This is a genomic window from Streptomyces sp. CGMCC 4.7035, assembly GCF_031583065.1.
GTDB classification, from domain to species: domain Bacteria; phylum Actinomycetota; class Actinomycetes; order Streptomycetales; family Streptomycetaceae; genus Streptomyces; species Streptomyces yaanensis.
Window position 1 is genome coordinate 16,975 of sequence record NZ_CP134053.1, and the last position, 24,812, is coordinate 41,786.

24 protein-coding genes and 2 tRNA genes are annotated in these 24,812 nt (G+C 69.0%); 13 read left to right on the forward strand and 13 right to left on the reverse strand.

Translation table 11 applies throughout. From position 1 onward, the window contains the following. The first annotated feature begins 104 nt into the window (after window positions 1–104). A tRNA-Ala gene (locus tag Q2K21_RS00075) sits at window positions 105–177 on the forward strand. A gap of 529 nt (window positions 178–706) precedes the next feature. Here Q2K21_RS00075 and Q2K21_RS00080 read toward each other — a convergent pair. Next, complete coding sequence (locus Q2K21_RS00080; RefSeq protein ID WP_310762973.1) at window positions 707–1,396, reverse strand: DUF5324 family protein; 690 nt, start codon at window positions 1,394–1,396, stop codon at window positions 707–709. Window positions 1,397–1,848: 452 nt separating this feature from the next. Here Q2K21_RS00080 and Q2K21_RS00085 point away from each other — a divergent pair, with 452 nt between their 5' ends. Together Q2K21_RS00085 and Q2K21_RS00090 are read left to right on the forward strand one after the other, a co-directional pair. Beyond that, complete coding sequence (locus Q2K21_RS00085) at window positions 1,849–2,382, forward strand: peptidylprolyl isomerase (RefSeq protein WP_310762974.1); 534 nt, start codon at window positions 1,849–1,851, stop codon at window positions 2,380–2,382. 95 nt (window positions 2,383–2,477) lie between these two features. Continuing rightward, complete coding sequence (locus Q2K21_RS00090) at window positions 2,478–3,389, forward strand: rhomboid family intramembrane serine protease (protein WP_310762975.1); 912 nt, start codon at window positions 2,478–2,480, stop codon at window positions 3,387–3,389. Between the two features lie 302 nt (window positions 3,390–3,691). Here Q2K21_RS00090 and crgA read toward each other — a convergent pair whose 3' ends face one another. Continuing rightward, window positions 3,692–3,952, reverse strand: a complete 261-nt coding sequence (gene crgA, locus Q2K21_RS00095) for a cell division protein CrgA (RefSeq protein ID WP_310762976.1) — start codon at window positions 3,950–3,952, stop codon at window positions 3,692–3,694. A gap of 142 nt (window positions 3,953–4,094) precedes the next feature. Between crgA and Q2K21_RS00100 the strand changes: the two genes are divergently transcribed. Genes Q2K21_RS00100 through Q2K21_RS00125 form a run of 6 tightly spaced genes read left to right on the forward strand, consistent with a single transcriptional unit; the run spans window position 4,095 to window position 8,572 of the window. Continuing rightward, the gene (locus tag Q2K21_RS00100; RefSeq protein ID WP_310762977.1) at window positions 4,095–4,898 is read left to right on the forward strand and encodes a DUF881 domain-containing protein; all 804 of its coding nucleotides are present in this window, start codon (window positions 4,095–4,097) and stop codon (window positions 4,896–4,898) included. Window positions 4,899–4,935: 37 nt separating this feature from the next. Beyond that, window positions 4,936–5,622, forward strand: a complete 687-nt coding sequence (locus tag Q2K21_RS00105; RefSeq protein ID WP_310762978.1) for a class E sortase — start codon at window positions 4,936–4,938, stop codon at window positions 5,620–5,622. 52 nt (window positions 5,623–5,674) lie between these two features. Further along, a complete protein-coding gene (locus Q2K21_RS00110; RefSeq protein WP_310762979.1) occupies window positions 5,675–5,836 on the forward strand; it encodes a hypothetical protein in 162 nt (53 codons plus the stop codon). Further along, a complete protein-coding gene (locus tag Q2K21_RS00115) occupies window positions 5,833–6,471 on the forward strand; it encodes an aminodeoxychorismate/anthranilate synthase component II (protein ID WP_310762980.1) in 639 nt (212 codons plus the stop codon). Before Q2K21_RS00110 ends, Q2K21_RS00115 begins: the two co-directional genes overlap by 4 nt. Continuing rightward, complete coding sequence (locus tag Q2K21_RS00120) at window positions 6,468–7,772, forward strand: class E sortase (protein ID WP_310762981.1); 1,305 nt, start codon at window positions 6,468–6,470, stop codon at window positions 7,770–7,772. The genes Q2K21_RS00115 and Q2K21_RS00120 overlap by 4 nt, the downstream gene beginning before the upstream one ends. A 44-nt stretch (window positions 7,773–7,816) precedes the next feature. After that, window positions 7,817–8,572 carry a class E sortase gene (locus tag Q2K21_RS00125; protein WP_310762982.1) on the forward strand — a complete coding sequence of 252 codons (756 nt, stop codon included), beginning with the start codon at window positions 7,817–7,819 and terminating at the stop codon, window positions 8,570–8,572. Between the two features lie 106 nt (window positions 8,573–8,678). Here the strand turns inward: Q2K21_RS00125 and pknB are convergent, their stop codons facing one another. From pknB to Q2K21_RS00155, 6 genes are all read right to left on the reverse strand, one after another. Further along, window positions 8,679–10,691: a Stk1 family PASTA domain-containing Ser/Thr kinase gene (gene pknB / locus Q2K21_RS00130; protein ID WP_310762983.1), complete on the reverse strand. Its 2,013-nt coding sequence runs from the start codon at window positions 10,689–10,691 to the stop codon at window positions 8,679–8,681. A 170-nt stretch (window positions 10,692–10,861) separates the two neighbouring features. Next, a complete protein-coding gene (locus tag Q2K21_RS00135) occupies window positions 10,862–12,349 on the reverse strand; it encodes a peptidoglycan D,D-transpeptidase FtsI family protein (protein ID WP_310762984.1) in 1,488 nt (495 codons plus the stop codon). After that, complete coding sequence (locus Q2K21_RS00140) at window positions 12,346–13,791, reverse strand: FtsW/RodA/SpoVE family cell cycle protein (protein ID WP_310762985.1); 1,446 nt, start codon at window positions 13,789–13,791, stop codon at window positions 12,346–12,348. Before Q2K21_RS00140 ends, Q2K21_RS00135 begins: the two co-directional genes overlap by 4 nt. Window positions 13,792–13,818: 27 nt before the next feature. After that, window positions 13,819–15,387 (reverse strand): Stp1/IreP family PP2C-type Ser/Thr phosphatase, encoded by a 1,569-nt coding sequence (locus tag Q2K21_RS00145; RefSeq protein ID WP_310780498.1) that lies wholly within the window; start codon window positions 15,385–15,387, stop codon window positions 13,819–13,821. A gap of 90 nt (window positions 15,388–15,477) precedes the next feature. Continuing rightward, window positions 15,478–15,990, reverse strand: coding sequence for an FHA domain-containing protein FhaB/FipA (locus Q2K21_RS00150; RefSeq protein ID WP_310762986.1), 513 nt, complete (start codon window positions 15,988–15,990; stop codon window positions 15,478–15,480). 10 nt (window positions 15,991–16,000) lie between these two features. Next, entirely contained in the window at window positions 16,001–16,846 is an 846-nt protein-coding gene (locus Q2K21_RS00155; RefSeq protein ID WP_310762987.1) for a DUF3662 and FHA domain-containing protein, read from the reverse strand. 799 nt (window positions 16,847–17,645) lie between these two features. On the opposite strand from Q2K21_RS00155, the gene Q2K21_RS00160 reads away from it, so the two are divergent. The 4 genes from Q2K21_RS00160 (at window position 17,646) to Q2K21_RS00175 (ending at window position 20,864) form a co-directional block, all read left to right on the forward strand. Further along, a tRNA-Leu gene (locus tag Q2K21_RS00160) sits at window positions 17,646–17,732 on the forward strand. A gap of 258 nt (window positions 17,733–17,990) precedes the next feature. Then, a complete protein-coding gene (locus tag Q2K21_RS00165) occupies window positions 17,991–19,421 on the forward strand; it encodes a DUF2252 domain-containing protein (protein WP_310762988.1) in 1,431 nt (476 codons plus the stop codon). Window positions 19,422–19,572: 151 nt separating this feature from the next. Next, window positions 19,573–20,448 (forward strand): J domain-containing protein, encoded by an 876-nt coding sequence (locus Q2K21_RS00170; RefSeq protein WP_386275928.1) that lies wholly within the window; start codon window positions 19,573–19,575, stop codon window positions 20,446–20,448. Between the two features lie 86 nt (window positions 20,449–20,534). Beyond that, the gene (locus tag Q2K21_RS00175) at window positions 20,535–20,864 is read left to right on the forward strand and encodes a rhodanese-like domain-containing protein (protein ID WP_310780501.1); all 330 of its coding nucleotides are present in this window, start codon (window positions 20,535–20,537) and stop codon (window positions 20,862–20,864) included. Between the two features lie 48 nt (window positions 20,865–20,912). On the opposite strand, the gene Q2K21_RS00180 is transcribed toward Q2K21_RS00175, so the two are convergent. The 5 genes from Q2K21_RS00180 to paaB all read right to left on the reverse strand — a co-directional run bounded on the left by Q2K21_RS00180 (window position 20,913) and on the right by paaB (window position 24,810). Next, a complete protein-coding gene (locus tag Q2K21_RS00180) occupies window positions 20,913–22,052 on the reverse strand; it encodes an acyl-CoA dehydrogenase family protein (RefSeq protein WP_310762989.1) in 1,140 nt (379 codons plus the stop codon). A 151-nt stretch (window positions 22,053–22,203) separates the two neighbouring features. Next, window positions 22,204–23,268 carry a 2Fe-2S iron-sulfur cluster-binding protein gene (locus Q2K21_RS00185; RefSeq protein ID WP_310762990.1) on the reverse strand — a complete coding sequence of 355 codons (1,065 nt, stop codon included), beginning with the start codon at window positions 23,266–23,268 and terminating at the stop codon, window positions 22,204–22,206. Beyond that, a complete protein-coding gene (paaD, locus tag Q2K21_RS00190; RefSeq protein ID WP_310762991.1) occupies window positions 23,268–23,813 on the reverse strand; it encodes a 1,2-phenylacetyl-CoA epoxidase subunit PaaD in 546 nt (181 codons plus the stop codon). The genes Q2K21_RS00185 and paaD overlap by 1 nt, the downstream gene beginning before the upstream one ends. Beyond that, a complete protein-coding gene (paaC, locus tag Q2K21_RS00195; RefSeq protein ID WP_310762992.1) occupies window positions 23,807–24,526 on the reverse strand; it encodes a 1,2-phenylacetyl-CoA epoxidase subunit PaaC in 720 nt (239 codons plus the stop codon). Before paaC ends, paaD begins: the two co-directional genes overlap by 7 nt. Then, complete coding sequence (gene paaB, locus Q2K21_RS00200; RefSeq protein WP_265561137.1) at window positions 24,523–24,810, reverse strand: 1,2-phenylacetyl-CoA epoxidase subunit PaaB; 288 nt, start codon at window positions 24,808–24,810, stop codon at window positions 24,523–24,525. Before paaB ends, paaC begins: the two co-directional genes overlap by 4 nt. Window positions 24,811–24,812: the final 2 nt, after the last annotated feature.

Here is a 24,812-nt window from a genome sequence, read left to right on the forward strand (position 1 = left end):
TCCACGGGGACCCCCAACTTTTTGTGAGATACGGGGGGTGACCCGGTACGCTGGTCCGCAGCGCCAGCCGGTCTGTGGTTCAACCGGCCGGACGCACCTCTTTCGGGGCCTTAGCTCAGTTGGTAGAGCGCTGTCTTTGCATGGCAGATGTCAGGGGTTCGACTCCCCTAGGCTCCACACCTCGGACCGGTCAGGTGCCCTTCAGGGCAGCTGACCGGTTTTTTGTGTGCGGTGACCTGTGTCACATGAAAGGCTTTGCAGCCATTGCATTCCTTTGCGCAAACGGCTGCGGAGGTTCCTGCGCGCGGTGCCCGCGCACGGGTGGCCGGCGTGACCGGGGAGGGGCATGCGGTGATGCGAGGGGCCTTGTGCGGGCCGGTGTGACGAAAGCCGCGTAAGCAGAAGGATGCGCTCCGTAGGTAAAGTCTCCACGGAACTTGCACATGTGGCGCGTTGCAAACGTCATCGAGAGGGGAAGGCGTAAACGCTTCCCTGCCACAGCGCGTCCCCGCAGCGCGGCCCCGCAGCACGGCCCCGCAGCACGCCCCCGCAGCACGGCCCCGCAGTACGTCTTCGCAGCATGCCTCGCATCGTGCCTCCCGGGAGATCCCCGGCGTTCCACGTGAAACACCGCCGTGGGGCGGGAGACCGTCAAGTCTCCTGCCCCACGGCGGTGTTCGATCCAAGCTCGGGTATCAGGGCGGGCTCAGGGGCGGTCGTCGTCGCTCGACGCCTCGTCCTGGGCCTGCTTCGCCTCTACCTCGGGGTCCAGAAGGCTCTGCCCGCTGCCATCCACCGACGACAGACGGTCGCTCTGCGGGACCTCCGTCGCGGCGGGCGGCTCGACCAGCCAGTCGGGGTTCGCCTGCTTGTCCCACCACTTCCAGGCGGCGAAGGCGCTGCCGGCCAAGACGCCCAGCAGCGCCAGCCCCTTCGTGACGCGGCGGACCCTGGCCCGCCGCTCCTGGCGGCGTACCAGCTTCTGGATCTGCTTCGGCGAGACCTGACCGCGCAGCGCGGCCAGCGCCGCGGCACCACGGGCCGTCGCCTCCTCCCGCACGGGACCGGCCGCGGCGACCGCCTGCTCGATCTTCGGACGGGAGTAGTCAGCCGCCTGGCGGGCCGCCTTGCGGGTGTATGCGGCGGCCTGGTCCACCTTGGGCGGCACATGGGCGCGGGCCTGCTCCAGGCGTGGGGCGAGATGAGCGTCGTACTGGACGCGGGCCTGTTCGGCGGCCTGCGACACCTTCGGCGCGAGACGGACGCGCGCCTCGTGCGCATAGTGCGTCGCCTTGTCCTTGGCCGTGTCGGCGTAGGGCGCCACCACTTCCGCGGCGTGCAGCACGCTGTCCTTCGCCGAGCCGGTCGCGGCGCGCACGCTGTCGATGCGGGTCACGGCTTCCTCCTCCTCGGTGGCGTACGGTATTTCGACTTTCCAGCCTTTTACGGATCATGCCTCTCGGAGAGCTCCTGAGCCTGCGAGGACGGGCATCCGGGTCATGCGGGGCGCAAGGGGCGACTGGGGTTCGTACCCGGACGGGTGACGATCGGGATGATCACATGGCATCGGCTGATCACGTGCAATAGCGGACGAATACGGGGCAACAGGAGCTTGTCCCCGACAATGCCACGGATCATCGCGCCGCGCTCTCGTGACGGGGCGACTCGACCGGTTTTCCATACACCCGGAGCCCGGGACAAGGCGCCGACGCACCGGAATCGGCGCACCCACCCCTGGTACATCACGGGGACATCCCTTGGATGTGCGCCCAGGAGTGGCGGTCGGACGACGCACACCGCGTAGCGTGCGAGGATCGGGGGGTCACAGAGGACAACGGAAGGCAGATCGTGGCTGAGCAGCTTTACGCCACCCTGAAGACCAACCACGGCGACATCCATGTCCGGCTCTTCCCGGACCACGCCCCCAAGACGGTCAAGAACTTCGTCGAGCTCGCCAAGGGCGAGCGTGAGTGGATCAACCCCGAGACGGGCGAGAAGTCCACGGCCAAGCTCTACGACGGCACGGTCTTCCACCGGGTGATCAGCGGTTTCATGATCCAGGGCGGTGACCCGCTGGGCAACGGCACCGGTGGTCCCGGCTACCAGTTCGAGGACGAGTTCCACCCGGACCTGCGCTTCGACAAGCCGTACCTGCTGGCCATGGCCAACGCCGGCCCGGGCACCAACGGCTCGCAGTTCTTCGTCACGGTCGCGCCGACCGCCTGGCTGAACCGCAAGCACACCATCTTCGGCGAGGTCACCGACGCGGCCAGCCAGAAGGTCGTGGACTCCATCGCCGCCACCCAGACCAACCCGCGCACCGACCGCCCGGTCAACGACGTCGTGATCGAGTCCGTCGTCGTCGAGACCCGCGAGGGCTGAGCCCACGGGGCACACCGCACGAGGGAACAAAAGCGCCCCGCCCATCCGTACAAGGAAGGGCGGGGCACCCCGTCGTACGGAGAGTGAGGGGACCAATGGACCAGGTGCCAGGCAGCCCGCACGGCCCGCAGAACCAGGAACCGCACGGAGCCCAGCAGCTACCGGTCTGCTACCGGCACCCGGACCGTGAGACGGGCATCCGCTGCGCCCGCTGCGAGCGCCCCATCTGCCCGGAGTGCATGGTCAACGCCTCGGTCGGCTTCCAGTGCCCCGAGTGCGTCCGCACCGGCTCCGGCACGGGCCACCCCCCGGCGGCCTCCCGGCCCCGCACGCTCGCGGGCGGCACCGTCGCCACCGACCCCCGGCTGCTCACCAAGATCCTCATCGGGATCAACCTGCTCGTCTTCCTGCTCCAGCAGTGGCTGGGCGACGACTTCAGCAACCGCTTCAAACTCATCGGACATGCGAGATTCTCGATGTTCGGCCCGCCGGAGGGCGTTGCGGAAGGCCAGTGGTACCGGCTGCTGACCGCGATGTTCCTGCACGGCAGCTATGTCCACATCCTGTTCAACATGCTCAGCCTGTGGTGGATCGGCGCCCCGCTGGAGGCGGCCCTCGGCCGCGCCCGCTATCTGGCGCTCTACTTCACCTCCGGGCTGGCCGGCAGCGCGCTCACCTATCTGATCGCCGCACCCGACGAGGCCTCGCTCGGCGCCTCCGGCGCGATCTTCGGGCTCTTCGGCGCCACCGCCGTGCTGATGCGCCGGCTCCGCTACGACATGCGCCCCGTCATCGCGCTGCTGGTGATCAACCTGATCTTCACCTTCGGGTGGAGCAACATCGCCTGGCAGGCCCATATCGGCGGACTCGTCGGCGGTGTCGTGGTCGGCTACGCCATGGTCCACGCCCCACGCGAACGGCGGGCCCTCGTGCAGTACGGGGTGTGCGCGCTGGTGCTGGCCGCCGTGGTCGTCATGACGATGCTGAGAACCGCCCAGCTCACCTGAGCGGCGGATAGGCACAGGCCGTAGCCCGAGGTTGTACCCAGCGTTGTCCACAGTCTGTCGCGGATCTTGTGCATGCAGCGGGGAACATGCGTGCCCCCTGTCACCGACCGGAGTTTCCGCAGGTGGGACAGGGGGCGAACAGGTTTACGGAGGCTGGTGATTCCGTCATACCGGCGTCAATGCTTGACGGGTTATCCACAGATCGTCGTTCTTTTTCCACCGGTCGCTGACTCTGTGGACAAGGTTGTGGATAACTAGCTGTGCGGCTGTGGGTAGAGCCGGTCCCGGGTGGGTGGGAGCCGTTACTTCCACTGGGTGGAGACGCCGAACCCCGCCGCGATGAAGCCGAAGCCGACCACGATGTTCCAGTTGTGCAGCGCGTTGATCGGCAGCGAGCCGTCGGTCACGTAGAACACGACGATCCAGGCGAGACCGATGATGAACATGGCGAGCATGACGGGTGCGACCCAGCCGCGGCTGTTCAGCTTGATGGCCGTCGCCTGCTTTGACGACGACGGCGGCGGCGTGTAGTCGGCCTTCTTGCGGATACGTGACTTCGGCACGAGGGTCTCTCCTGTCGATGCGCTGCGTGGCCGCGCAGGGAACTGGGGCGGGCTCCGGGGCAGCGTACAAGGGGACACTGAGTGCTCCCCCGGGCGTCCGTTAGCGTAGTGCTTCCGCGGCGCCGAAGGAGATAAGGGTACGTTGAGCAATACGGCCGACTCCCCCCAGGCGGGTTCCGGTTCCCCGGAAACAGGCTCCCCGTCCCCCCGCACACCTCGGCTGAGGCCCGTGCGCGTCCTGACCCTGGGCGTCTTCGCGCTCGCGGGTCTCCTTTTCATCACGAGCTTCAACACGGCCAAGGGCACCAACATCCGCACGGACTCCTCGCTGCTGAAGCTCTCCGACCTCATTCACGAGCGCAGCTACAAGAACGCCCGGCTCGACGAGTCCAACGCCGCGCTGCGCGACGACGTCGATGGCCTGGCCGAGCGGACCGGCGGAGGCACCAGCGCGGCCGAGGAGGCCCGGCTCGCGGCGCTGGAGAAGAACGCGGGCACCCAGAAGCTCACCGGCAAGGCCGTCACGGTCACCCTCAACGACGCACCGCCGGGCGCCACCGCCAAACTCCCCGGCTACCCCGAGCCGCAGCCCGACTATCTGGTCATCCACCAGCAGGACCTGCAGGCCGTGGTCAACGCCCTGTGGCAGGGCGGCGCCCAGGGCATCAAGGTCATGGATCAGCGGCTGATCTCCACCAGCGCCGTGCGCTGCGTCGGCAACACCCTGATCCTCCAGGGCCGCGTCTACTCGCCCCCGTACAAGATCACCGCGATCGGGAACCCGGACAAGCTCCAGAAGGCGCTCGCCGACTCACCCGCGATCCAGAACTACATGGTGTACGTCAACGTCTACGGCCTCGGCTGGAAAGTCACCGAGGACGGGACGGTGACTCTTCCCGGCTACTCGGGCACAGTGGATCTGCACTACGCGAAGCCTGTGGAGTAGAAGGCCCGGAACAGCTGCCGCTGGGGGACCCGTGCCGGTGCGCTTGATCGTCAGGACCGTCAGCGAGCTGTGCATCACCGTCGGCACCCTCATCGTGCTCTTCGTGGTCTACGTCCTGTTCTGGACCGGCGTGAAGGCCGACAGCGCGATGAACGACCAGATCGACCAGCTGGAGAAACAGTGGTCGAAGGGCACGGTCGCGCCGACGGCGGCGCCCCGCGGCTCCGCGAGCCCGAAGAAACCGGCAGCGTACGTCCCGGGCAAGCCCTTCGCCGTCATGTACATCCCGCGGCTCGGTTTCACGTGGAACAAGCCCGTGCTCGAGGACACCGCCGTGAACACCCTCAAGAAGGGCCTCGGCCACTACGCGGGTACTGCCCGGCTCGGCCAGGAGGGCAACTTCGCGGTCGCCGGTCACCGGCGCACGTACGGCGATCCCTTCAAGGACTTCCCGCAGCTGCGCCCCGGCGACGCGGTCGTCCTCACGGACGGGTCCACCTGGTACACGTATCGGATCGACAAAGGCCCTTACAAAACCGTTCCCACGGACGTTGAAGTGATCGACCCTGTGCCACGTAAGTCCGGGTACACACGTCCGGGCCGCTATCTGACGCTGACCACGTGCGATCCCGAATGGGGGCACAGCCACCGGCTGATCGTCTGGGCGCATCTCGATTCCACACAGCCTGTGGAGGCAGGGAAACCGGCGGCTCTACGCCGTTAGTCTGGTGACGTACGGCGTGAGTCTGGTGCCGTGGTGAGACGGAAGGGACGGCATGTACGGCTGGATCTGGCGGCATCTGCCGGGGAACGCATGGGTCAGGGCGCTGATTTCCGTCGTGCTGATCCTGGCCGTGGTCTACATCCTCTTCCAATACGTCTTCCCGTGGGCCGAACCGCTGCTGCCCTTCAACGATGTGACGGTGGACAACCAGTGAGTGCGCGCATTCTCGTCGTCGACAACTACGACAGCTTCGTCTTCAACCTGGTGCAGTACCTGTACCAGCTGGGTGCCGAGTGCGAGGTACTGCGCAACGACGAGGTGTCCACGGCGCACGCCCAGGACGGCTTCGACGGTGTACTGCTGTCCCCGGGCCCCGGCACCCCCGAGGAGGCCGGCGTCTGCGTCGAGATGGTCCGGCACTGCGCCTCGACCGGGGTCCCGGTCTTCGGCGTCTGCCTGGGCATGCAGTCGATGCAGGTGGCGTACGGCGGTGTCGTCGACCGCGCCCCGGAGCTGCTGCACGGCAAGACCTCGCTCGTCGAGCACGAGGGCAAGGGAGTCTTCGCCGGGCTTCCGTCGCCCTTCACGGCGACCCGCTACCACTCCCTGGCCGCCGAGCCCGAGACGGTGCCGGCCGAGCTGGAGGTCACGGCGCGCACGCACGACGGGATCATCATGGGGCTGAGGCACCGGGAACTCCTCGTCGAGGGCGTGCAGTTCCACCCCGAGTCGGTGCTCACCGAGCACGGCCACCGGATGCTGGCCAACTGGCTGGTGGAGTGCGGTGACCAGGGGGCCGTGGCGAGGTCGGCGGGGCTCGCCCCGGTGGTGGGCAGGGCCACGGCGTGACCGCGCTGCGCCCCGAGCGCGAGAGTGGCGCCGCCTACGGGGACGCCGCGGAACACGGAACCTCGTACGGGCAGCAGCCCTACGAGGGCTCCGGCGCGTGGCAGGAGCAGGGGCAGGCCCAGGAGTGGGCCGGCTACGGCCAGTACTCCGTGGACGGCGGCGCCGGGTACGGGGAGCAGCAGTACGGGGGGCAGCCGTACGGGCAGCAGGTGCCCCAGCAGGTGCCGCAGCAGGCGTACGACGCGACGGCGCTCCTGCCTTCGTACGACGAACCGGCGACCGTCACCTCGTACGACGAACCCGCGCCGGTCCACTCGTACGACGAACCCGTGACCGTCGCCCCCTACGACGAACCGCTTCCGGTGGACGGCGCTGTGGGCCTCCTGGACGCTCCGGTGGACAGTGAGACCGTCGCGCTGCGCGCCTCGGACGTCGACGAGGCGCGGCGGACCGCGGACCGCGCCGGGGAGTCCGTACCGGCGCCCGGCGGCCGTGCCGAGCGGCGCAAGGCGGCCAGGAGGCACGGTCGGCACGGAAACGGCCCGCAGACGGCCGAGAAGCCCGCTGAGACGGCCGCGGAGGCGCCCCTGTCCCGGGTGGCCGCCCGGCAGGCCGCACGGGCGCAGAAGCCCGGTGGGGCGGTCCTGGTGAGCCGTCTGGTCGGCGAGCTGTTCATCACCACCGGTGTGGTCATGCTCCTGTTCGTGACGTACCAGCTGTGGTGGTCGAACATTCGGGCACACCAGCAGGCGGGCAGCGCGGCCAAACACCTCCAGCAGGACTGGGCGAGCGGCAAGCGGGAGCCGGGCGAGTTCGCGCCCGGGCAGGGCTTCGCCATCCTGCACATCCCGGCGCTGGACGTGGTCGCGCCGATCGCGGAGGGCACCAGCAAGTCGAAGGTGCTCGACAAGGGCATGGTCGGGCACTACGGAGAGGGCAGCCTGAAGACGGCGATGCCCGACGCCAAGACGGGCAACTTCGGGCTCGCGGCGCACCGCAACACGCACGGCGAGCCGTTCCGGTACATCAACCGTCTCAAGCCGGGCGACGCGATCGTGGTGGAGACGCAGGACGACTACTACGTCTACAAGATGACGTCGATGCTGCCGGTGACGTCGCCGGCGAACACGGCCGTCCTCAACCCCGTTCCGAAGGGATCGACTTTCACGGGGCCGGGCCGCTACATCACCTTGACCACCTGCACGCCGGAGTTCACGAGCAAGTACCGGTTGATCGTCTGGGGCAAGATGGTCGAGGAACGGCCACGCACCAAGGGCAAGCCGGACGCACTCATTTCGTAGGGCACGTGGACGCACGGACACGTGGAACAGACGGGGCAGATGCAGTGGGAGTGACGACCGACCAGGACGAGCAGACCGACGCGCCGTCGCCGGGCTCCGACTCCCCGCCCGCACCGCGGCGCGGCGGCCGTATCGCGCTGGCCGTCAGTGTCTTCGGGGAACTGCTCATCACGACGGGGCTGGTGCTCGGTCTGTTCGTCGTCTACTCGCTGTGGTGGACGAACGTCGTCGCGGACCGCAAGGCGAACCAGCGGGGCGACAAGGTCCGCGACCACTGGGCGGCGGAGAAGGACAGCGGGCCGGGCGCGCTGGACACCAAGGACGGCATCGGCTTCCTGCACGTGCCCTCGATGAAGAACGGCGAGGTGCTGGTCGAGAAGGGCACGTCGACGGACGTCCTCAACGACGGCGTGGCCGGCTACTACACGGACCCCGTCAAGGCGACGCTGCCGATGACCGACAAGACCGGCAACTTCACGCTGGCCGCGCACCGCGACGGGCACGGGGCGAAGTTCCACAACATCGACAAGGTGGAGAAGGGCGACCCGATCGTCTTCGAGACGAAGGACGACTGGTACGTCTACAAGGTCTTCTCGATCCTCCCGGAGACGTCGAAGTACAACGTGAAGGTCCTCTCCGCGGTCCCGAAGCAGGCGGGCGTGAAGAAGCCGGGCCACTACATCACGCTGACGACGTGCACCCCGGTCTTCACATCGGAGTACCGCTACGTCGTGTGGGGCGAACTGGTGCGGACGGAGAAGGTGGACAGCGAGCGGACCCCGCCCAAGGAACTGCGCTGAGCGGCGGTTCCTCCCGGTCGTACGACTGAGCTCCGGCACTCCTGGCGGTACGACTGAGCCCCGGCACCCTCTTCAGGGGCCGGGGCTCACTCGTCGTACAGGCGGGTCAGTTCCTCGTGCCGGTCACTCCGCCGAAGGGGAAGCCGCCGTTGTCTCCCCCGTTGTTGTTTCCGCCGTTGTTGCCGCCGATCGACACCGTGGTCAGGGTGATCGGTGTGTTCGGGTCGGCCTGGGTGCCCGGCGGCACGTCCTGGTTGGTGACGAACGCGTTGTCGTCCTGAGAGCTGCCGTTGGTGAGCTGGATGTTGTTGAAGCTGTTCTGCTGCAGGATCTTCCTGGCGTTCTTCAGGGTCTGGTTGCGGACATCCGGGACCTGCTTCTGCTGGTTGACCGCCTTGCCGATCTGGATCGTGACCGTGGTGCCCTTCTTCACCTGCTCGCCCTTGGCCGGCGAGGTCTGGACGACCTTGTCCACCAGGTTCGGGTCGGTGGTGTCGACCTGGGTGCAGGTGCCCGTCAGGTTGCTGGCCTGCATCTGCTGCTTGGCGTCGTCACAGGTCCGGCCCGTCACGTCCGGCACGGGCACCGTCTCGACGGCCTTGGCGACCTCGAGGGTGACGGTCGAGCCCTTTTCCAGTTCCTTACCGGGGTCGGGGTTCTGGTTGAGGACCGTATCCGCGGCCTGCGTGGACTCCGTCTCCTTGATCTTGACCTGGAAGCCCTTGTCCTCGAGCTGCTGCGTGGCCGTGTCTTTGTCCTTGTTGATCACGTTGGGCACCGCCACCTTGGGCGCGCCCGTCGAGACCACCAGATTGACCGTGGTCCCCTTGTCGACCGAGGTCTTCCCGGCGGGGTCCTGGGAGCAGACGTTGCCCTTCTTCTGGTTTTCGCAAGGCTTGTTGGCGACCGTGCCGACCTTCAGCTCGGCATTGGTCACCTGCTGCTTCGCGTCGTCCAGGGTCAGACCGACGAAGTTCGGCACTTCGACGGTGCCGTTGCCCACCCCGCCGCTGCCGTCGAAGATCCACTTGCCGATGAGGATCGCGCCGATCAGCACCAGCACACCGGCGACGACGAGCAGGATCGTCGAGGTGTTGTTCTTCTTCTGGCGGCGGCGGTCCGGACGGTCGTCGTAGCCGAAGCCGCCGTCGTCCGGGCTCATCGGCGGCAGCATCGTAGTGACGCCGGCACCGGCGTCGGGACGGAAGGCCGTCGTCGGCTGGTCGTCGGGGTAGCCGCCGTAGCCGACCGAGCCCATCGCCGCCGTCGCCGCGACCGGCTGGCCGTCGAGGCACGCCTCGATGTCCTGGCGCATCTCGTCGGCGCTCTGGTAGCGGTAGTCGGGGTCCTTGACCAGCGCCCTCAGCACGATCGCGTCCATCGCGGGCGTGATCTCGGGGTCGAAGACGCTCGGCGGCTGGGGCTCCTCACGGACGTGCTGGTAGGCGACCGCGACCGGGGAGTCGCCCACGAACGGCGGGCGGACCGTCAGCAGCTCGTAGAGCAGGCAGCCCGTCGAATACAGGTCCGAACGGGCGTCGACCTGCTCGCCCTTCGCCTGCTCCGGCGAGAGGTACTGAGCCGTGCCGATGACCGCCGCCGTCTGCGTCATCGTCATGCCGGAGTCGCCCATGGCGCGGGCGATGCCGAAGTCCATCACCTTGACCTGGCCGTTGCGCGTCAGCATGACGTTCGCGGGCTTGATGTCGCGGTGGACGATGCCGCTGCGGTGCGCGTACTCCAGGCCCTGGAGGATGCCGATGGTCATCTCCATGGCCCGTTCCGGCAGCAGCTTGCGGCCGCTGTGCAGAAGCTCACGGAGCGTGGAGCCGTCGACGTACTCCATCACGATGTACGGGATCGAGACCCCGTCGATGTAGTCCTCGCCAGTGTCGTACACCGCGACGATCGCGGGATGGTTGAGCGAGGCGGCCGACTGGGCCTCCCGGCGGAACCGGGCCTGGAACGACGGATCGCGTGCGAGGTCCGCCCGCAGCGTCTTCACCGCCACGGTGCGGCCGAGCCGGGTGTCGTGCGCGAGGTAGACCTCCGCCATGCCACCACGGCCGAGCACCTGGCCCAGCTCGTACCGGCCGCCGAGGCGACGCGGCTCTTCCATAGCTTCCTACCAGCCCTCTCCGTCGGTCCCGACCACACCCGCGTGTGGTCCGGCGGTGTGCTGTCCGGGCATACGGTACCCGGATCGCTCTGTGTGACCTGGCCACATCCGCCACCCGATACAGGACCGGTATCGCAACGTGCACCGATGTGAAGGGGACGTGACGGGGGTCACTTCTTGTTCTTGATGACCGCCTCCATGACGTTCTTCGCGATGGGGGCGGCGAGACCGCCACCGGAGATGTCGTCACGGTTGGCGTGTTCGTCCTCGACCACCACGGCCACGGCGACCGGCGAGCTGCCGTCGCTGAGCTTGGCGTACGAGATGAACCAGGCGTACGGCTTCTCGCTGTTGTTCACACCGTGCTGCGCGGTACCGGTCTTGCCGCCCACGGTGGCGCCGGAGATCTGCGCGTTCTTGCCCGTACCGCTCTGGACGACGGTCTCCATCATCGACTGGAGGATCTGGGCGTTCTTCTCGGACAGCGGCCGGCTCAGTTCCTCCGGCTTGGTCTGCGAGATGACGTCCAGGCTGGGCGCCTGCAGCTTGTCCACCATGTACGGCTTCATCAGCGTGCCGTTGTTCGCGACCGCCGAGGCGACCATGGCCATCTGAAGCGGGGTCGCGGCGGTCTCGAACTGCCCGATCGAGCTGAGCGCGGTCTGCGGCCTGTCCATCTTCTCCGGGAAGTTGGAGGCGTTGGAACGCACCGGCACGAACTGCTGGGCGTTGAAGCCGAACTTCTTGGCCTCCTCGAGCATCTTGTCCTTGCCGAGGTCGGCGCCGATCTTGCCGAAGACGGAGTTGCAGGACACCCGCAGCGCCTCACGCATGCTCACGTTCTTGCAGGCGATGCTGCCTTCGTTCTTCAGCGGTTGCCTGGTGTCCGGAAGGGTGTACGGCACCGGCGAGTCGGTCGCCTGGTCGGCCGAGGTGTACAGCCCGTTCTCCAGCGCGGCCGCCGCGGTGACCACCTTGAAGGTGGAGCCCGGCGGGTAGGTCTCGCGCAGCGCCCGGTTCAGCATCGGGTCGCTCGGGTTGTTCTTCTTCAGGAGCTTCGTCCAGGCCTTGCTGTCCGTCGAAAGGGAGTTGCCCGCGAACGTCGACGGGTCGTACGACGGGTACGACGCCAGCGCCAGGATCGCGCCGGTCTCCGGGTCGAGCGCCACCGCGGCGCCCTTGCCGCCGATCTTCTTCAGACCGTCGTACGCGGCCTTCTGCGCGGCCCCGTTGAGCGTGGTGACGACGTTGCCGCCCTGCTTCTCCTTGCCGGTCAGCATGTCCAGGGTGTTGCGGAAGAAGAGCCGGTCGTCGTCGCCGGTGAGGATGCCGTCCTCGATGGACTCCAGTTGCGTGGCCCCGAACGCCTGCGAGGCGTAGCCGGTGACCGGCGACCACATCGCGCCGTCCTTGTACGTCCGCTTGTACGCGAAGTCGTTGAGGCTCTTGCTGGGCGTCTTCTTCGACCCGGTGATCGGCTCGCCGTCGACGACGATGTCGCCGCGCGGCGTGGAGTACCGGGCGATCAGCACCCGGCGGTTCTTCGTGTCGGTGCGCAGGCTGTCGGCCTTGACGTACTGGAGCCAGTTGTCGCGGATGAGCAGCGCGAGGATGAGGAGCCCGCAGAAGATCGCGATCCGGCGCAGGGGCTTGTTCACGGGCGGACCACCTGGGTCATCTCGGCGTCGGGGTTGGGGGCGGGGGACGGGGCGGGACGGCGCGCGGTGTCGCTGATGCGGATCAGGATGCCGATCAGCGCCCAGTTGGCGATGACGGAGGAACCGCCGTACGCGAGGAACGGCATCGTCATACCGGTCAGCGGGATCAGGCCCATGACGCCACCGGCGACGACGAAGACCTGGAGCGCGAAGGCGCCCGAGAGGCCGATCGCGAGCAGCTTGCCGAACGGGTCGCGGGCGGCGAGGGCGGTGCGCACGCCGCGCTCCACGATCAGCCCGTAGATCAGCAGGATCGCCATGATGCCGGCCAGGCCCAGTTCCTCGCCGAACGTGGCGAGGATGAAGTCGGAGTTGGCGGCGAACCGGATGAGCTCGGAGTGGCCCTGGCCCCATCCGGTGCCGAGAGTGCCGCCGGAGCCGAACGCCCACAGGGCCTGCATGGCCTGCTCGGAGTGGACGATGCCGTCCTTGACTCCGGCCTGGCTGGCCTTGTACTCGCCCAACGGGTTGAGCCAGGCCTGGACACGCGTCTGGATGTGCGGTTCGAAGCTCGCCACGCCGACGGCGCCGACCGCGGACATCAGCAGACCGAAGACGATCCAGCTGGTCCGCTCGGTGGCGACGTACAGCATGATGACGAACATTCCGAAGAACAGCAGCGACGTACCGAGGTCGGTCTCGAAGACCAGGATGAGGATCGAGATTCCCCAGACGACCAGGATCGGGCCGAGGTCGCGGCCACGCGGCAGGTACAGGCCCATGAAGCGGCGGCTGGCCAGGGCCAGCGCGTCCCGCTTCACCATCAGATAGCCGGCGAAGAAGATCGCCAGCACGATCTTGGCGAACTCACCGGGCTGGATGGTGAAACTGCCGATCTGGATCCAGATCTTGGCGCCGAAGACGTCGGCACCGAGGCCCGGCACCAGCGGAAGCAGCAGCAGGACCAGCGCGCCGGCCATGGAGATGTAGGTGTAACGCTGCAGGACTCGGTGGTCCTTGAGGAAGACCAGCACGGCGACGAAGAGCGCGATGCCCATCGCCGTGTAGATCAGCTGTTTGCTCGCCTTGTCGCCGGCCACGTCGATGGACTGCAGCAGCTTGGACTGGTCGAGCCGCCAGATCGCGACCAGACCGAGCCCGTTCAGCAGCGTGGCCAGCGGCAGCAGCAGCGGGTCCGCGTACGGGGCGAACTTCCGTACGACGAGATGGCCGATGCCGGCCAGCAGGCCGAGGCCGACGCCGTAGCTCAGCAGGCCGGCCGGCACCTTGTTGTCGATGGCGAGGCCCACGTTGGCGTAGGCGAACACCGGGATGGCCACGGCGAACACCAGCAACGCCAGTTCGGTGTTGCGGCGGCTCGGTGTGCCGATCGAGCCGATCGTGGACGTGTGATGTGTCGTCGCGTTCGTACTGCTGCTCATGGTGTGACAGGGCCCCTCACGGCTTGCTTACTGCTTACCGCACAGTGAGACGACCTTCTGCTCTTCCTCCGAGAGGCCGGCGCCGGGCGTGGAAGTGGGAGTGGGTGCGGTCTGGGTCTTCTTCCCCGACGCCGACGGGTTCGGAGACGGGGACGATGTGGCCTTGGACGTAAAGGAGGTCTTCGTGGTTCCCGTGGTGCCGCCGGCCTGGCCTTCGCCGGTCTTGGCGTTGTTCCCGCTCTCGGCCTGGGTGCGTGCGTTCTCCTTCTTGCACGCGGACGCCTGCACGGCCAGCTCGGAGATCTTCGACTGGGCCGCCTTGAGATCGCCCTCGGCGATGGTCGCCTTGACCTGCTTCTGCTGGTACGGAGGCAGGTACTTGAGTTCGATCTCGGGGTGGTCCTTCTCCACCTTCGACAGCGACACCCAGGCCAGGTCCTGGCTGATGCCCCGGTACAGCGCGACGTGCTCGCCGTTCGTCCCGACGTAGAACTGCGTCTGCGTCCACCGGTAGCCGCCGTAGGACCCGCCGCCGATGACGGCGAGCGCGAGGACCGTGTAGAAGGACCTCTTCAGCCACTTGCGGCCCTTCTTCGGCTTGACGAAGTCCTCGTCGGTGTAGCCGTCGAAGCCGTCCGCCGGGATGTACCCGGTGGTGTCGCCGCTGCCGGGCGGGCCGAACTCGCCCCCGCCGCCGTGCCCGTGGCCCTGGCGGCCCAGACCGGAGGCGCGGCCCGCGGGCGTCTGCATGATGCCGTTGTCGTGCAGGTGGAGCTGGTTCTCGGCGACCGCGCCCACCACGACCGGGGTGTCGGACAGGTGTTGCGCGAGGGTGTCCCCGGTGTCCAGGTCGAGGACGTCGGCCACGATGACCGTGATGTTGTCCGGGCCGCCGCCACGCAGCGCGAGCTGGATCAGCTCCTGCACGGTCTCCTGCGGGCCGTGGTAGCCGGCGAGGGTCTCCTCCATCGTCTGGTGGGAGACGACCCCGGACAACCCGTCGGAACAGATCAGATACCGGTCACCGGCGCGCACCTCACGGATGGACAGGTCGGGCTCGACGTGGTCACCGCTGCCGAGCGCCCGCATGAGGAGCGACCGCTGCGGGTGGGTCGTGGCCTCCTCCTCCGTGATCCGGCCCTCGTCGACCAGCCGCTGCACCCAGGTGTGGTCCTGCGTGATCTGGGTGAGGACGCCGTCGCGCAGCAGATAGGCGCGGGAGTCGCCGACGTGGACGAGCCCGAGCCGCTGACCGGTCCACAGCAGCGCGGTGAGCGTGGTCCCCATGCCCTCGAGCTGGGGGTCCTCCTCGACCATCGCGCGCAGCTGGTCATTGGCGCGCTGCACCGCCGTACCGAGCGAGGTGAGGATGTCGGAGCCCGGGATGTCGTCGTCGAGCGCGACGATGGTCGAGATCACCTCGGAGGAGGCGACCTCGCCGGCGGCCTGGCCGCCCATCCCGTCGGCGATCGCGAGCAGGCGCGGACCGGCGTAACCGGAGTCCTCGTTGCCCTCGCGGATCATGCCTTTGTGCGATCCGGCGGCGAAGCGCAGTGACAGACTCATGTGCACCTCGCCCGTCGGCTCCGGGTACATCCGCACGGTGCCCACCCTCCGGTCGGGAGCGCGCCGGGACCCTGGGTGTGGGCCGCCGCTGCGTGCTCGCTCCGCTCGCTCATTGTTGTTCTACTTCCGCAGCTCGATGACGGTCTTGCCGATGCGGATCGGCGCGCCCAGCGGAATCGGTGTGGGGGTCGTCAGCCGGTTCCGGTCGAGGTACGTGCCGTTGGTGGACCCGAGGTCCTCGACGATCCACTGGCCGTCCCGGTCGGGGTAGATCCGGGCGTGCCGACTGGAGGCGTAGTCGTCGTCCAGCACGATGGTGCTGTCGTGCGCACGGCCCAGCGTGATGGTCTGGCCCTGCAGCGCGACCGTCGTCCCCGTCAGGGAGCCCTCCGAGACGACCAGCTTGGTCGGGGCGCCGCGGCGCTGACGGCCACCGCTGGGCTGCTGACGCTGCGGCGGGGGCGCCGCCTGGCGTGGGGCCTGCTGGGGCCGCCCGCTGTCCCTGCGCGAGCCGCGCTGTGTGACGCGCGTACCGAACAGGTCGCTGCGGATGACCTGCACGGCCACGATCACGAACAGCCACAGTACGGCCAGGAAACCCAGCCGCATGACCGTGAGGGTCAGCTCTGACATTGCCCCCGCTTCACCCTTCGGCTTGCCGGTAAATGATGGTGGTGCTGCCCACGACGATCCGCGAGCCGTCGCGGAGCGTAGCGCGGGTGGTGTGCTGCCCGTCCACCACGATGCCGTTGGTGGACCCGAGATCCTGGATCGTCGAGGGCGTTCCGGTCCGGATCTCGCAGTGCCGGCGCGACACGCCGGGGTCGTCGATCCGCACGTCGGCGTCGGTGCTGCGGCCCAGCACCAGCGTGGCGCGGGAGATCTGATGGCGGGTGCCGTTGATCTCGATCCAGTAGCGCGTGCGCCCGCCCGCCATGGGTGCGGCCGGGGGCCGCTGGCCGTAAGGAGCGGCGCCGGGGCGTCCGCCGGGCGGCGGCGCGGACGGCATGGGAGGAGCGCCCGAGGGCGCGGCGGCCGGAGGATAGCCGTAGCCACCCGGAGCGCCGGGGCCCTGCCGCCCCGCCGGGGCGGACGCGGGAGCCTGCTGGTTGGTGGAGGAGGCGAGCGTACGGCTGCGCACCCGGTACAGACCGGTGTCGAGGTCGTCCGCCTTCTCCAGATGGACCTTGATGGGGCCCATGAAGGTGTAGCGCTGCTGCTTGGCGTAGTCGCGCACCATGCCGGCCAGCTCGTCGCCGAGCTGACCGGAGTAGGGGCTGAGTCGCTCGTAGTCCGGCGTGCTCAGCTCCACGATGAAGTCGTTGGGGACGACGGTCCGGTCGCGGTTCCAGATGGTCGCGTTGTTGTCGCACTCGCGCTGGAGCGCACCGGCGATCTCCACTGGCTGGACCTCGGACTTGAACACCTTGGCGAAGGTGCCGTTGACCAGACCTTCGAGACGCTGCTCGAAACGCTTCAGGACTCCCATGGGGCACCTCCTCCGTTGCTGCCGTCCTGCGTACTGCTTACCTGGTACTGCTTACTGATCGTATCCACGCGCCGGAAAATCGGCTGGTTCCCCCTGTCGGCCCTGTCGACGGGTGTCGACGCCTCCGAAGTTCCCTCCGGACGACCTGTTCGAACTCCTTTCGGACGTACTCCTCGGACGTTGTCCGCGGAGGTACTCCTGACATGGATCGTAGAGGCGGCCGCAGACCAGTGTCCCGCACCTGACTGTGGACCCGGTCCTTCTCCTGGGGAGATGCCTGGGACCGGTACGAGGTTGATACGTGAACAGGTACGCGTTGAGACGTGAACAGACGGGTGTGGGGGCGGGCGGGACGGGTGTGGGGAACGGGGGCGGATGGGCGGGTGGGGACGCGGGCACGACGGGCGTGGAGACGCGGGCACGACGGGCGTGGGGACGCGGACGCGGACGGGGGCGTGGCGATGCGAGCAGGCGGACGTGGCCATGTGAGCAGGCGGACGTGACGACAGGGACTGGTCCGCGTGGAGACGTGGGGTGGCGCGAGGCACCGCGGGTTCGGGGGCGGTGTGGGGGGCGTGCTGGGCATGCAGGGGGCGTTCGCGCTCGTCGGGTGCCGGGGCCGGGTCGCGGTCGTCGAGGGGCGACCCGGGTCGTGGCTGGTCGGCCGGGAGTTTCCCGGGGCGGGCCGGGCTGCCCGGCAAGAAAGGGATGTGAACCCACCCTCTCCAGCGTGCTAATGTTCTGGATGTCGGAAGGCGCCAGCACCGAAAAGGGGCGGGAGCCGGAAGACACACCCAATGCGCGGGTGGCGGAATAGGCAGACGCGCTGGATTCAGGTTCCAGTGCCCGCAAGGGCGTGGGGGTTCAACTCCCCCCTCGCGCACCACGACGAAACGGTCGTCATCGGTTCCCGATGGCGGCCGTTTCGCTATGCGGGCGGCCGTGTCTCCATACGAGGAAACCGGGCCTGCCGCAAGCCCAGGTGTGAGGAAGCTCTCAACTCTTGGCCTGTCCGTTTCACGGGGTGGGCGTACCGGCGCCGCCGAGGTTATCCACAGGGTCTGACGCGCCTCGGCGCCCCGCTGTACGGTCGTCGGCAGTTGATGTTCGTACGGCTGCGTGGACAACGGGGGAGGCGGTCGGTGTGACCGAGGTCGGTGCGGAGGCCGGGGCGGCGGTGCCACGGCAGGCATCCAGGATTTCCGCGGTGCGGGGCTTCGCGCGGTGGCCGGCGCAGGGCTCGCCCAAGGACGAGGGCAAGGCGCTGCGTACGCGGGTGCGCCGCTCGGCGCACGCCGAGACGGAAGCGGACGTCGACCGCCCGGACGCGGTCACCGCGGTCGAGGAGTCCAACCGCGGCCGGATCCCCGAGCTCACCCCGATACGCGTCGGCAGGATGGCCGCCACGCCCTTCGCGTTCCTGCGCGGCTCGGCGGGCCTCATGGCGTACGACCTCGCGCGCACCCCGATGACCGGCATCGGCGCCCAGATCTGCGGCGACGCCCACGCGGCGAACTTCGGCCTGTACGGGGACGCGCGCGGCGGACTGGTCATCGACCTGAACGACTTCGACGAGACGGTGTACGGCCCCTGGGAGTGGGACCTCAAGCGCCTCGCCACCTCACTGGTACTCGCCGGCCGCGAGGCGGGAGCCGACAAGGACACGTGCCGGCAGGCGGCGCACGACGCGGTCGGCGCGTACCGGCGCACGATGCGCCTGCTGGCCAAGCTCCCGGTCCTCGACGCGTGGAACGCGATTGCCGACGAGGAACTGGTCTCCCACACGGACGCCCACGATCTGCTGGGCACACTGGAGCGGGTCTCGGAGAAGGCACGGGCCAATACGAGCGGACGGTTCGCGGCCAAGTCGACGGAACCGGCCGAGGATGGTGGCCGCCGCTTCGTGGACGCACCGCCGGTGCTGCGCCGCATACCGGACGCGGAGGCGGCGGCGGTCGCGGCATCGCTGGAGGAGTATCTGACGACGCTGTCCGAGGACCGCCTCCCGCTCCTGGCCCGGTACGCGGTACAGGACGTGGCGTTCCGTGTGGTCGGCACGGGCAGTGTGGGCACGCGCTCGTACGTGGTGCTGCTCCTCGACCATCGCGGTGAACCGCTGATCCTCCAGGTCAAGGAGGCCCGCCCGTCGGCTCTGCTGCCCCATCTGGCCACGGCCGGCCGTCCGGTGCCGGAGGTGGAGCACGAGGGTCGCCGGGTCGTCCTCGGGCAGAAGCGTATGCAGGTCGTCAGCGACATCCTGCTGGGCTGGACATCGGTTGCCGGACGCCCGTACCAGGTACGGCAGTTCCGTAACCGTAAGGGCAGTGTCGACCCCGCGGCCCTGGCCGCCGACCAGGTCGACGACTACGCCCGTATGACCGGGGCGCTCCTGGCCCGCGCCCACGCCCACAGCGCCGACCCGCGTCTGATCTCGGGCTACTGCGGCAAGAGCGAGGAGCTGGACGAGGCGATAGCGACGTTCGCCGTGGCGTACGCGGACCGCACGGAGGCGGACCATGCGGAGCTGGTGGCGGCGGTGCGGGCTGGGCGGATTGCGGGGGAGATGGGGGTTTGAGGGGGGGCGGGGTGGGAGGGGGGAGGGGGAGGCCCCAACACCCTTCACCTTGGTCCCGAGGTCCTCGGCGAGGTCGTCCGTCGCCCGGCCAACAGCGCCCCGACCTTGAGGAACCGGCAGATGGTCCTCCGCCGTGTCTTACGCTGGTCCGGTGACGACGCCCGAAGCCGAGCAGAGCGAGTCCGTGTCCGGTGCCGAGGAGCAGGCCGCCCGGAGCGGTGACTCCGGTGAAGCCATGGCCGAGGACGCCAGGGCGCGGCCCGAGGAGCGGCTGGAGCGAGCCGTACGGGCCGCCGAGAACGCGTTGATCGAGTACGAGATAGCCGTGGAGACCTTCCGCATCGAGGTCGAGAACTTCTCGCGGCTGCACCACCAGAAGCTCGGGCCGATGTACACGCGCCTCGACGAACTGGAGGCGGAGATCGCCGAGGAGCGGGCCGCCCGCAGCGGCGACCCGGAGGACATTCGGCGCGCCCACGAGGCACGCGCCCGGGTCATGCCGATGCCGGGCGTCGAGGAGCTGTTCCACGGCTGGATGGACTCCGACGGGTTGTTCCCGGAGGCCCAGGCCATGCTGACGGACCAGCCCGTACGGACCCCGCCCCGTGTCCGCCCCAGCGAGGAGGCCCGCAAGCTCTACCGCGAACTCGCGCGCAAGGCCCACCCCGACCTCGCCCAGGACGAGGACGAGCGCATGCGGCGCGACGAGTTCATCGCCCGGGTCAACGCCGCGTACGCCCGCGGGGACGAGGCCCTGCTGCGTGAACTCTCCGAGGAGTGGGCCGCCGGCGCCGTTCCGGAGGAGCGCAAGCCGAGTCGTAGCGAGGAGCTCTACGCCCGCCTCGAATGGCTCGCCCAGCGCAAGGACATGCTCACGCTCGTGGCCCGTGAGCTGGAGGAGAGCGCGATCGGCTCGATGCTCCGGCTCGCCCAGGACGATCCTGACCGCCTCCTTGAGGAGATCGCGGAGCGGCTGCTGGCCCAGGTGGCGGAGAAGGAAGCCGAGCTGCAGACGCTGCGCGGCTGAGGCACGGCGCACGGCGTGATCCATCCGGGCGAGGCGCGTGCGCGCTCTCGTCGGGTAGCGTCGGGGGTATGCATTTCGGAGCTGGTGTGCCCACGGTCGAGGTCGCGGACCTCAAGGACGACGACTTCCTGCTGGATGTCCGCGAGGACGACGAGTGGCAGGCCGGTCACGCTGCGGGGGCGCTGCACATTCCCATCAGTGAGTTCGTCGCGCGGTACGGCGAGTTCACGGAGGCGGCGCCGCAGGACGGCAGGGTCCATGTGATCTGCCGCTCCGGTGGCCGCTCGGCCCAGGTCGCGATGTATCTGGTCCAGCAGGGCATTGACGCGGTGAACGTCGACGGCGGTATGCAGGTCTGGGCCGCCGAGGGCCGCCCCGTCGTGGACGACAAGGGCGAACCCGGCTTCGTGCTGTAGGGCGCGCCCGGGCCTGGCCCGGGCAAGCCGTCCCGCTGACCCCGGCGCTCATCCCAGTGGATGCGCCGCGAGCAGGTCTCCCAGTGCTTCTTCGTGCGCTGCCGCGGGGCCGAGCGAGAGTTCCAGGTGTTTGGCCCAGGCGTGGTACCGGTGCAGCGAGTAGTCGGTGTCGGCGCCGAAGCCTCCGTGCAGATGCTGTGCCGTCTGCACCACGCGCCGTACCCCTTCCGACGCCCAGATCTTCGCCGCGGCCACGTCCCCGGCCGCCGGCAGCGCACCCGCTGCGCCGGAGCTGATCCGCCAGGCGGCCTGCCAGAGCGTGGCTTCCATGGCGCGCAGGTCGATGTACCGGTCGGCGGCTTGTACGGCGACGGCCTGGAACGTGGCGACCGGGTGCCCGAACTGCTCCCGTTTGCTGGTGTACTCGCTCGTCATCCGCAGCACGCCTTCGCCGAGGCCCAGCGCGAGTGCGCACATTCCGGTGGTGAGCAGCAGGCGGAGCCGCTCCCACGCCCCCTCGGCGTCGAGCACGTACCGCTGCGCGATTCGCGCCGACTCCAGTCGCAGCTCCGTGAGCCGCTCCCCTGTGGTGGAGATCTGCTCGGCCAGGACGACGCCCTCGTGTGTGCGCGACACCAGTACGAGGACGGCACGGCCCGAGTCGTCGGTGTGTGCCGGTACGAGGACGGCGTCGGCGTTGTACGCCCATGGCACCGCCGTCTGTATTCCGTCCAGTACCCAGGTGCCGTCGCCCTCCCGTCGTGCGACCACGGCGAGTTCGGCCGGGTCGTGTCCGGTTCGGCCGTGTGCGGCGACCGTGAGTACCCGTTCTCCGCGGGCCGCCCGTGCGAGCAGTTCCTCCTTCAGTTCGGGGGTGCCGTGGGCCTGTATGGCCACGGCGGCCGCCGTGCTCTCCAGCAGTGGTACGCGTGCCAGTACTTTCGCCGACTCGCGCAGCACCAGGCACAGGGCGATCGGGTCGAGGCCCGCCCCGCCGTACTCGGCGTCCAGTAGCAGGCTCAGCAGGTCGGCTTCCGCTAGCCGCGTCCACAGCGTCCGGTCGAAGTCGTCGGCGACGGCCCCCGCTGTCAGCGCGGGGCTGGGCACCCCGTCCGGTGCGACCCCGGCGAACACGGCCTTCGCCGCCTCGACCGCCGCCTGCTGCTCCTCGCTGAAGGTGAAGTCCACGGCCTGTCCTCCTGGCGGATCCGCTGATCTGACGGAGCGTCAAGATAGAACAGGTTCTAGAAGAAGGGAACGGCCCGTCGACATGCGCCGACAAGGGAACCGTCGGCCGGCATCTGCCGGCCGAAGCTCCCACTCACCGGCCGAAGCCCGCTCACCGGTCGAAGTCCAGCTCCACCTGCTCCGTGACCGGATGCGACTGGCACGCCAGGACGTACCCGGCATCCGTCTCCTCCGGTTCCAGCGCGAAGTTGCGGTCCATCCTGACCTCGCCCGAGACCAGGAAGGCTCTGCAGGTCCCGCACACCCCGCCCTTGCAGGCATAGGGGGCGTCGGGCCGGTTGCGCAGCACCGTCTCCAGGAGCGACTCGCCGTCCTGGACCGGCCAGGTCCCGCCGCGTCCGTCGAGCCGCGCGGTCACCGTGCTGTGCGCGGGGGCCGGTACGGACGATGTGGCCGGGGCTCCGTCGTCCACGTGGAAGATCTCCTCGTGGATACGCGTTCGCGGCACCCCGAGGCCGCGCAGCGCCCGCTCCGCCGACTGCACCAGGCCGAACGGTCCGCACAGGAACCAGCCCGCGACCTTCTCCACCGGCAGCAGCGTGGGCAGCAGTCCGGACAGCCGCTCCCGGTCGAGCCGCCCGGACGGCAGTCCTGCCTGCTGCTCCTCCCGGGAGAGCACTGTGACCAGCTGGAACCGCTCGGGGAAGCGGTCCTTGAGGTCGGCGACGTCGTCCAGGAACATCGTCGAGGCGGACGTCCGATCGCTGCGTATGAGGCAGAACCGTGCCAGGGGGTCCCGAGCGAGCAGCGTCGTCACGATCGACAGCACCGGCGTGATCCCGCTGCCGCCCACCACCGCCGCGTACAGCCCGGGCGAGGGCTCCAGAGTGAACCGTCCGGCCGGCGTCATCACCTCCAGCTCGTCGCCGACGGCGATCTCCTTGAGGGCGTACGTGGAGAAGGCTCCGTCCTCGACCAGCCGCACCCCGACGCGCAGCGTGCGCGGCCCCTCCTCGTCCGGCGCCGGGGCGGGGGAGCAGATCGAGTAGGTGCGCCGTATCTCCGTGCCGTCGACGGTGCGGCGCAGGGCGAGGTGCTGACCGGGCGCGTGACGGTACTCCTCGCGCAGTGCGGGCGGCACGGTGAAGGTCAGGGCCACCGAGTCGTCGGTGAGCCGGTCCACCGCGGCCACCGGGAGCGCGTGGAAGCGGGCCATCACAACTCCTTGAAGTGGTCGAACGGCTCGCGGCAGTCCAGGCAGCGGCGCAGCGCTTTGCACGCGGTGGAGGAGAAACGGCTCAGCAGCTCGGTTTCGGCGGACCCGCAGTAGGGGCAGCGTACGGGGCCGTCCGGCTCGGGGGAGCCGGTGACCTTACGCGTCGGCCCCAGCTCCACCGCTACTGGCCCGGACGCCTCCCGCTGCCGTGCGCGTGGCGGGGCTATCCCGAACTCCCGTAGTTTGCGACGGCCTTCGTCGGAGATGTCGTCCGTCGACCATGCGGGGGCGAGCACCGTGCGCACGACGACCTCGCGTACGCCGTGTTCGTGCAGCACCCGCTCTATGTCCAGGGACATCGTTTCGAGCGCGGGGCATCCCGTGTAGGTCGGGGTCAGCTCGACCTCCACCTTGCCCCCGCCGTGCACATGGACCGCTCGCAGGACGCCCAGTTCTTCCAGGGTCAGCACGGGCAGCTCCGGGTCGGGGACGGAGCCGGCGAGCCGGCGCAGTTCCTCTTCGACGGCCGTGGTTGTCGTCACCATGACGCCCCCGGGTGGCTGCGGTGCAGATGCTGCATTTCTGCGAGCATCCGCCCGAAGGGTTCGGTGTGCAGGCCCTGCCGTCCGGCGCCCGCCGTCCATGCCCCCGACTGTGGTCCCTCGGGGACCTCCAGGGTGGCCCGGCGCAGCACGTCGCCCACCGACTCGCGCCAGGCGGCCTGCATCCCCGCCCAGTCGACGTCCACGCCCTCGACCGGCTGGAACATCTCCCCCGTGAACCGCCACAGCGCCTCGCACGCGCGCCGCATCCGCTCATGGCTCATGTCCGTGCCGTCGCCGAGCCGTAGCGTCCACTGCTCGGCGTGGTCCTGGTGGTAGGTGACTTCCTTGACCGCCTTGGCCGCAAGGCCGGAGAACTCGCCCTCCCCTGCGGCCAGTTGGCTGTAGAGCAGCCGCTGGTAGGTGGAGAAGTACAGCTGGCGGGCGATCGTGTGCGCGAAGTCGCCGTTCGGCTGTTCCACCAGTTGCAGGTTGCGGAAGGCGCGCTCCTCGCGCAGGTAGGCCAGCTCGTCCTCGTCACCCGCCATGGACAGCAGCACCCGGGCCTGGCCCAGCAGGTCCAGTGCGATGTTGGCGAGGGCGACGTCCTCCTCGAGCACCGGCGCGTGGCCCGCCCACTCCCCCAGGCGGTGCGAGAGCACCAGGGCGTCGTCGCCGAGGGCCAGGGCGGCCGCGGTGTGCACCGTGACGGTCACAGGTGCTTCACCCCCTCCGGGATCTCGTAGAACGTCGGGTGCCGATAGGGCTTGTCGGCGGCCGGCTCGAAGAACGGGTCCTTCTCGTCCGGCGAGGACGCGGTGATCGCCGCGGACGGCACGACCCAGATCGAGACGCCCTCGCCGCGCCGGGTGTACAGATCTCGCGCGTTGCGCAGGGCCAGCTCCGCGTCCGGGGCGTGCAGACTGCCCGCGTGGGTGTGCGAGAGTCCGCGTCGCGAGCGCACGAAGACCTCCCACAGGGGCCACTCTTCGGTCGTCATCC

Excerpts from the sequence above, each read along its gene's own strand:
- pknB (WP_310762983.1), bottom strand. The coding sequence starts at position 10,691 with ATGGAAGAGCCGCGTCGCCTCGGCGGCCGGTACGAGCTGGGCCAGGTG.
- Q2K21_RS00145 (WP_310780498.1), bottom strand. The coding sequence starts at position 15,387 with ATGTACCCGGAGCCGACGGGCGAGGTGCACATGAGTCTGTCACTGCGC.
- paaB (WP_265561137.1), bottom strand. The coding sequence starts at position 24,810 with ATGACGACCGAAGAGTGGCCCCTGTGGGAGGTCTTCGTGCGCTCGCGA.
- Q2K21_RS00110 (WP_310762979.1), top strand. The coding sequence starts at position 5,675 with ATGTACGGCTGGATCTGGCGGCATCTGCCGGGGAACGCATGGGTCAGG.
- Q2K21_RS00140 (WP_310762985.1), bottom strand. The coding sequence starts at position 13,791 with ATGAGCAGCAGTACGAACGCGACGACACATCACACGTCCACGATCGGC.
- Q2K21_RS00150 (WP_310762986.1), bottom strand. The coding sequence starts at position 15,990 with ATGTCAGAGCTGACCCTCACGGTCATGCGGCTGGGTTTCCTGGCCGTA.
- Q2K21_RS00155 (WP_310762987.1), bottom strand. The coding sequence starts at position 16,846 with ATGGGAGTCCTGAAGCGTTTCGAGCAGCGTCTCGAAGGTCTGGTCAAC.
- Q2K21_RS00090 (WP_310762975.1), top strand. The coding sequence starts at position 2,478 with ATGGACCAGGTGCCAGGCAGCCCGCACGGCCCGCAGAACCAGGAACCG.
- paaD (WP_310762991.1), bottom strand. The coding sequence starts at position 23,813 with ATGGTGACGACAACCACGGCCGTCGAAGAGGAACTGCGCCGGCTCGCC.
- Q2K21_RS00185 (WP_310762990.1), bottom strand. The coding sequence starts at position 23,268 with ATGGCCCGCTTCCACGCGCTCCCGGTGGCCGCGGTGGACCGGCTCACC.